The sequence below is a fragment of the Herbaspirillum lusitanum P6-12 genome (genome assembly GCF_000256565.1).
GTDB lineage: Bacteria > Pseudomonadota > Gammaproteobacteria > Burkholderiales > Burkholderiaceae_D > Herbaspirillum > Herbaspirillum lusitanum.
Map to the genome: position 1 here is coordinate 1 of NZ_AJHH01000102.1, position 5,670 is coordinate 5,670.

A 5,670-nucleotide genomic window follows, 5' to 3' on the forward strand; every position below is an offset into this window, starting at 1 on the left:
ATTATGAATACAAGCTGTCATATTAAAACACTAAAACAATAAAACATCCAAATCGGAATAAGGAGGAGCAAAGATGTATTTCATTCCCGGAATGAATGACGGGCCCCAGTTAACTCGCCAGGTGCATCTCAACTTTGGCGGCGATTGGGGTCAAGCCAACTTTCATCGCGTCTGTAGTTGGCTGTGCCAGGAGGTCAACGACCGTACGGCCGAAGGATCGCGTATCGCCATTTGGAATACCTCTGGCGGCGTCGATTCGTTTCACCATATTGCGGACAAGACACTCGACTTCGCAATCAGTACACCTGCCGGCTTCGCAAAGATGGCGCTCAAAGGAATTGGTCCATTTGCCGGAAAGCCGTTAAGCGAAGTTCGCGCCATCGGCGTGCTACCGCAACGTGATCGGCTCGTCATGGCTATCGATCGGAAATTCGGTGTCCGCACCTATGCCGATTTGAGAAAACTGGCTCCGGAATTGAAAATTGCCGGCAGTACAAACAATGGCCGTAATTTCATCGGCTACGCTACCGAACAAATGATGCTTGCCTCGGGAATCGCTCCCGCTCACATCGCAAGCTGGGGAGCCGAACTCGTGACAAAAGAGCGGCCGGAACAATGCATTGCCCTGGCCTTGGCCGGCGAAGTCGACGCAGTCATTCAGGAAGCGATCATGACCCCCTGGTGGATGGACCTGATGAAAACGCGCGATATGGTGCTGCTGCCATATGAAGAAGAGGCGTTGACCACCGTCAAGGAAAAATTCGGCTGGGAGCGGGCTGCGATTGAAAAGGACTATTTCCCAGGTCTTGAACAAGACATAGCGGCGTTGGAATTTTCAGATTTCCTGCTGCTTGTTCATGCCGACATGCCTGAAGACCTGGCGAACCTGATGACGTGGTGTCTGTGCGAAACAAGGAAATCCATCGAACGTCACTATTACCAGTTCCCGCCGGATCGCAGCCCGATGGGCTACCCGCTGGATCCCAAAAAAATGGCGGCCACCACAATCCCCTTGCATCCGGGCGCAGAGCATCACTATCGCTCAATCGGCGCCCTCTCCTGACTGTCGAAGCGGCAATCAGTTTTCCGATCGTAGTCTTCTGAATGAAAGGCAAATCATGTCGAATCTCACTATTGCACCACCAACCTCTGAAAAGACACCTCTGAAAGTAAATGTCTTTGAAAGAGCTCGGCAAGCCAACACCCAACTGGCTCCGCTGTTTCCGTATCTCACCCCTGGTTCCATCGTACCCGCGCTGTCGCTGGCCATCGGTGGGCCGGGACGCTCTTATCAGATGTTCAAGCACTTCAATTCCGTCGATGAAGTCGCGACCATTTTTGCCGCGGCCGGAGTTGCGCGCGGCCATCCCGGCCAGGTATTCGTGGGTGCACGAGACCATTTCGTCAATCTTGGATTCAACGACCCTACCGATCCCGAGAGCTTCATTCTGATCGTTGTCACTCAACGGCAATGGGAAAAGAGCGATCAACGACAACACGAAAAACTGGCGGTTATTTGCGAGCAGTGCCACGAACCGCTGATCGAACGTCCGTTCAATTCAGACTGCTCTGCGGAGGAACTTGCTGCCATCCGCGAGTTGGATGGTGACATTCCATTTCACACGCATGTGGAGGGAGCAAAGATGGTTGCCGACTACAACGCGAACAAGGCGTTGCACACTTGTGCGGAATGCGGATTTGAAAACAAGCCGTTTCCGATCGACGACTGGGGATGGCATCGCTATTCGGAGCAGACCGCAATGATTGACTCGGCGCTCCGCTGCTTCAAGAAAACCGAAACCACCGTCTGACCGACGCATCACCATATAACATCCCTGCAGTCCTATACCAATTGCAAAGAGGCATACCAAATGAGAATCAGAAAAAACTTTGTCGATTCCTTTCCGGAAAGCGCAGGCTACGGCTCCTACGATGAGTTTCCCATGCTGGCACCGGAAACCGATCCGCAGATTCACGTAAGCAAAAATCATTTACCGCAACCGTTCTATCTGATCTGCGGCAAGGATAGCGTCCTGGCGCAACTAAGCGGAAAAGCTACGGTTCACATGAAACATCACGAGGTCATCTCCCAATCGACCAAGCCTGGTGATTTTCTTTATGTCCCGGCCGGCACGCCACACATGATCGAACCGGACGGCCCGGGCATCTATCATCGCTACAAGGCAAGAGATGCGGGACTCGAGGGCGTCGCATGGTATTGCAGCAATTGCACCAAAGAAGTCTATCGTGAAGTATGGGACTCAGCCGTCGAATTGCCTCAGAACGCATATCACCGGATCACAAGCGCGTTTAACAGCACGCCGTCAATGCGCCTTTGCAAGTCCTGCGGCACGGAACACTTGCCTGCAGATTTGACGGGTATCAGCTGGAAAGAAGTCGCAGAAGATCTCGCGGCTGTCCCTCCCAAATAAGCCCATTGCCAGAACCTGTTGCACATTCACGGTAGTTGAGCAATCCGAGAGGAGACACCTCGGATTGCCTCACGGAACTAAAGAATAATGATGCCGAAAAAAATGACTATCGGCGGGAAGCTATTGGCTGCCTTCGCCTTCATTCTTGCCTTGTTGCTCATGACAACAGCAATAGGCATTTTCAGACTTTCACAAACGCAGGCACAGATTGAAAATATCATCGGGATCAACAATCTCAAGGTAAAACTCACGCTGGCCATGCGCGATACCGTGTACGAAAGAATGATCGCCATTCGCACCGCAGCGCTGGTGGGAGAACTCAGCAAGATGCAAATTGAAGTCGATCGCGTCGCGACCGAAGAAAAAAAATACACGCAGATTGAACAGCGGCTGTCTACCCTCAGGGCCAACTCCGGAGACAGTGAGCAAGAGAAGCAATTATTCAATGTCATCAAGCGATACTCCGAGCTATGCACTCCCTTGATCAAACAATCTCTTGAATTCTCAATCGCGGGTCAGGATAGCCTGGCTTTCAATCTGCTGACGGAACAGCTGATACCTCTACAAAGTCGCTGGATGCAAGCGCTGACCGATTTGGTAGCGCAGGAAGAAAAGCTCAGTGAACATGCAGCGTCCAATTCGGAGAAGACATATAGAGAGACATTGGTCTGGATGCTTTTACTGGGCGCCTTGGCTTTTTTTGGCGGAGGCATCGTCGCCATCACCCTGACGAAACACATAACGAAGCAACTTGGCGGAGAGCCGGCCTACGCGGTCAGTGTTGCAGAAAGAATTGCTGCAGGCGATCTTGCGACTGATATCAATCTGAGAAAATCTGATGATTTCAGTTTGCTCCACGCCATCAAACGGATGCGTGGCGACCTGGATAACATGATTGGCATCGTCAGAAAAGATTGCGAACACATCGCCTCGTCATCCATAGAAATCGCAAATGGAAATCTCGAGCTGTCTTCACGTACGGAAAAACAGGCAGTAGCGCTCGAGGACGCCGCCGCGTCAATGGACGAACTCAGCATAACGGTACAAAAGAATTCCGAAAGCGCTCAGCAGGTTAACGTCATGGCCATTTCAGCCGCGGCATTGGCGCAACAAGGTGGGAAAGTGGTATCGCAAGTCGTCGAAACAATGGGCTCGATCAGCAACTCCGCAGCAAAGATCGTTGACATCATTGCAGTCATTGACAGCATCGCATTCCAAACCAATATTCTGGCATTGAATGCCGCAGTAGAGGCTGCACGTGCAGGTGAACAAGGGAGCGGCTTTGCTGTCGTGGCCACGGAAGTCAGAAACCTGGCGAAACGGTCTTCTTCTGCGGCCAAAGAGATCAAATCTCTCATCAACGCTTCTGCCCGTGAAATAACATCTGGAAACGACCTGGCGGGTGTCGCGGGAAAAACGATGCAGCAGATTGTTGAAAGCATCAACAACGTTGTCACCATCATCACCGAGATCTCCACCGCAAGCCGCCAGCAGTCGGAGAAGTTGCTACACACGAACGAGGCAGTATCGCGTCTCGATCAAATGACGCAAGAGAATGTCGCACTCGTTGAAATCGTTGCGACGGCTGCCGCAGATCTTCAAGAACGTACCAAGCAAGTCGCTGATGTCATTGGCATATTCAGACTTGCCTCGAATACCCATCTCGTCATTGAAAATGCAGGAAAGCCATAAACCCGAGTTCAAATCGACCGGCAAGGAAGGAAGAATGACCGAATCTGATCCGTATAAAAATGGCAGGCACCGATCCAGACTGCTGACGGTCGGAGGACAACTGCTTCTGGACAGAGGCTTGGGAATCAGCATAGAAACCATCGCTTCGGAGGTGAAAATTTCCAAGGCCACGTTCTATACCTATTTCAGTGGAAAGGCAGAATTCATCGAGGCGGTCTTGTTGCACGAATGCGGCCAGATTATCGCTGACAAGCAATTCAAGGAATTGCTGCTGTCGCCATTGAAAGCAGCATTGTTCAGATTCGGCGTCCACTATCTCAATTACTTCAACAGGCATCAACGCATAAAATCAGATCGACTTGTTGCCTGCACGAGTTACATGTATCCGGAAATAGCTGCGAGGTTACATGTAAGCCGGACCAATTCGAGTCATACGTTGCTGGCGGCCATTTTGGAAAAAGGGAATGATACGGGCGAGCTGGTCGTGGCGGACAGACAAATAGCCAGTCGTGACCTTGCTGCATTCTGGCATAGCTCGGTGGCGCCCGATACAGGTGTCGACACCCAGAATCCGTTGCCTGCGGACGAAATAGAAAACAATGCACAACGAGGTGTCGATCTCTTCTACAAGTTGTATCGCCCATAAAAATCGACAAAAAAGTTACGAAAAAAGCTTGGCCATTACTTGCCGGATCCATCTATTCGACACGTCTTCGTGAAAACGCTCATGCCAGTGTTGTTTGACCGAAAAGCTTGGCAATACAATAGGTGGTTGCAGCATTTTTATGCTCTCATGATCAGCCATGGCGATGCCGTAACGGGATGGAACGGTGACAATATATTCAGTTTCGGCAACAATGCGGGCAACGCCTAAAAAACTTGGCAGTTGAAGCACTATCTGGCGTTCAATTCCCTCTTCAGCCAAGGTTTTATCCACGATAGAGTGCCCGGTTCCGGAACTCTTGATCTGTATATGGCTTTCGTTGATAAACATCGCCCTGCTCAATTTATTGCGAATGCGCGGATGCTCCCTTGAGACAAGACAGATGAAATTCTGATCGAATAATTTCTGTTGATAAAAGCCGGCCTCCAAATGAGGCATGAATCCGACTGCCAAATCGACGACGCCGCTTTCGAGATTCTTGGGCGTTTCCGGCGATATCTTTGACACGTCGACTTTAATGCCCGGCCCGGCCTGCTTCAGATAATTCAACAACGTCGGAAGCAGCACCACCTCGCTGATATCCGTCATGCAGATCCTGAATTCACGCTGGCTATCGAGCGGATCAAAAACAGCCTGACTCGCCAGGGCCCCCTCCAATGAGGCGATGCAACCGCGCACATACTGGATCGCGAGCTGGGCCCGAGGGGTCGGCTCCATGCCGTTGGAGGTTCGACTAAACAGGCGATCATTGAAATGACTGCGCAGCTTGCCAAGACCGATGCTCACCGTCGACTGCGGCAAATCGAGATTTTCGGATGCTTTCGTTACGTTCCGTGTCTTGAAAATTTCGTCAAAAATATAAAGCAAAAAAAAAAAAAATTT

At 51.0% G+C, this 5,670-nt stretch carries 6 protein-coding genes; 5 read left to right on the forward strand and 1 reads right to left on the reverse strand.

What is annotated here, in order from left to right; translation table 11 throughout:
- Positions 1–73: 73 nt before the first annotated feature.
- The 5 genes from HLUSI_RS0103565 to HLUSI_RS0103585 all read left to right on the forward strand — a co-directional run bounded on the left by HLUSI_RS0103565 (position 74) and on the right by HLUSI_RS0103585 (position 4,770).
- The gene (locus HLUSI_RS0103565) at positions 74–1,063 is read left to right on the forward strand and encodes a TAXI family TRAP transporter solute-binding subunit (RefSeq protein ID WP_016832664.1); all 990 of its coding nucleotides are present in this window, start codon (positions 74–76) and stop codon (positions 1,061–1,063) included.
- Positions 1,064–1,118: 55 nt separating this feature from the next.
- Positions 1,119–1,811 carry a hypothetical protein gene (locus HLUSI_RS0103570; protein WP_157137731.1) on the forward strand — a complete coding sequence of 231 codons (693 nt, stop codon included), beginning with the start codon at positions 1,119–1,121 and terminating at the stop codon, positions 1,809–1,811.
- A gap of 60 nt (positions 1,812–1,871) precedes the next feature.
- Positions 1,872–2,432, forward strand: coding sequence for a cupin domain-containing protein (locus tag HLUSI_RS0103575; RefSeq protein WP_016832666.1), 561 nt, complete (start codon positions 1,872–1,874; stop codon positions 2,430–2,432).
- 87 nt (positions 2,433–2,519) lie between these two features.
- Positions 2,520–4,124, forward strand: coding sequence for a methyl-accepting chemotaxis protein (locus tag HLUSI_RS26790; protein ID WP_016832667.1), 1,605 nt, complete (start codon positions 2,520–2,522; stop codon positions 4,122–4,124).
- A gap of 34 nt (positions 4,125–4,158) precedes the next feature.
- Positions 4,159–4,770: a TetR/AcrR family transcriptional regulator gene (locus tag HLUSI_RS0103585; RefSeq protein ID WP_157137732.1), complete on the forward strand. Its 612-nt coding sequence runs from the start codon at positions 4,159–4,161 to the stop codon at positions 4,768–4,770.
- 15 nt (positions 4,771–4,785) lie between these two features.
- Here HLUSI_RS0103585 and HLUSI_RS0103590 read toward each other — a convergent pair whose 3' ends face one another.
- Complete coding sequence (locus HLUSI_RS0103590; RefSeq protein WP_029363081.1) at positions 4,786–5,655, reverse strand: LysR family transcriptional regulator; 870 nt, start codon at positions 5,653–5,655, stop codon at positions 4,786–4,788.
- Positions 5,656–5,670 lie beyond the last annotated feature (15 nt).

Bases quoted from the DNA above. Each gene is read 5' to 3' on its own strand.
- HLUSI_RS0103565 (WP_016832664.1), top strand. From the start codon at position 74: ATGTATTTCATTCCCGGAATGAATGACGGGCCCCAGTTAACTCGCCAG.
- HLUSI_RS0103570 (WP_157137731.1), top strand. From the start codon at position 1,119: ATGTCGAATCTCACTATTGCACCACCAACCTCTGAAAAGACACCTCTG.
- HLUSI_RS0103575 (WP_016832666.1), top strand. From the start codon at position 1,872: ATGAGAATCAGAAAAAACTTTGTCGATTCCTTTCCGGAAAGCGCAGGC.
- HLUSI_RS26790 (WP_016832667.1), top strand. From the start codon at position 2,520: ATGATGCCGAAAAAAATGACTATCGGCGGGAAGCTATTGGCTGCCTTC.
- HLUSI_RS0103585 (WP_157137732.1), top strand. From the start codon at position 4,159: ATGACCGAATCTGATCCGTATAAAAATGGCAGGCACCGATCCAGACTG.